Genomic DNA, 298 nt, shown 5'->3' with positions numbered 1-298 from the left:
TTGGCTTCGGATTCAACCATCAGAACCGCGTCTTCAGTACCGGCAACGACCATATCCAGCAGGGAGGTCTGCAGTTCTTCAAACGTCGGGTTCAGGAAGTAACCGCGCTCGTTGGTGTAACCCACGCGGGACGCACCGATGGGGCCATCGAACGGAATACCGGAGATGGACAGAGCGGCAGACGCCGCCAGCATCGCGGCAATATCCGGGTCCTGGTTCTTGCTGGAGGACATGACCGTGGTGATGACCTGAACTTCGTTCATGAAGCCGTTCGGGAACAGCGGACGAATCGGACGGT

1 pseudogene (cut by a window edge) is annotated in these 298 nt (G+C 58.4%); it reads right to left on the bottom strand.

What is annotated here, in order from left to right:
- Positions 1 to 298: pseudogene (locus B2W52_RS18055) on the bottom strand (hypothetical protein) (its annotated part continues 353 nt past the right edge of the window); the annotation flags it as partial.

Source organism: Marinobacter sp. UBA2498 (genome assembly GCF_002341575.1).
Taxonomy (GTDB): Bacteria; Pseudomonadota; Gammaproteobacteria; order Pseudomonadales; family Oleiphilaceae; genus Marinobacter; species Marinobacter manganoxydans.
This window is presented reverse-complemented; position numbering and strand designations above follow the sequence as displayed.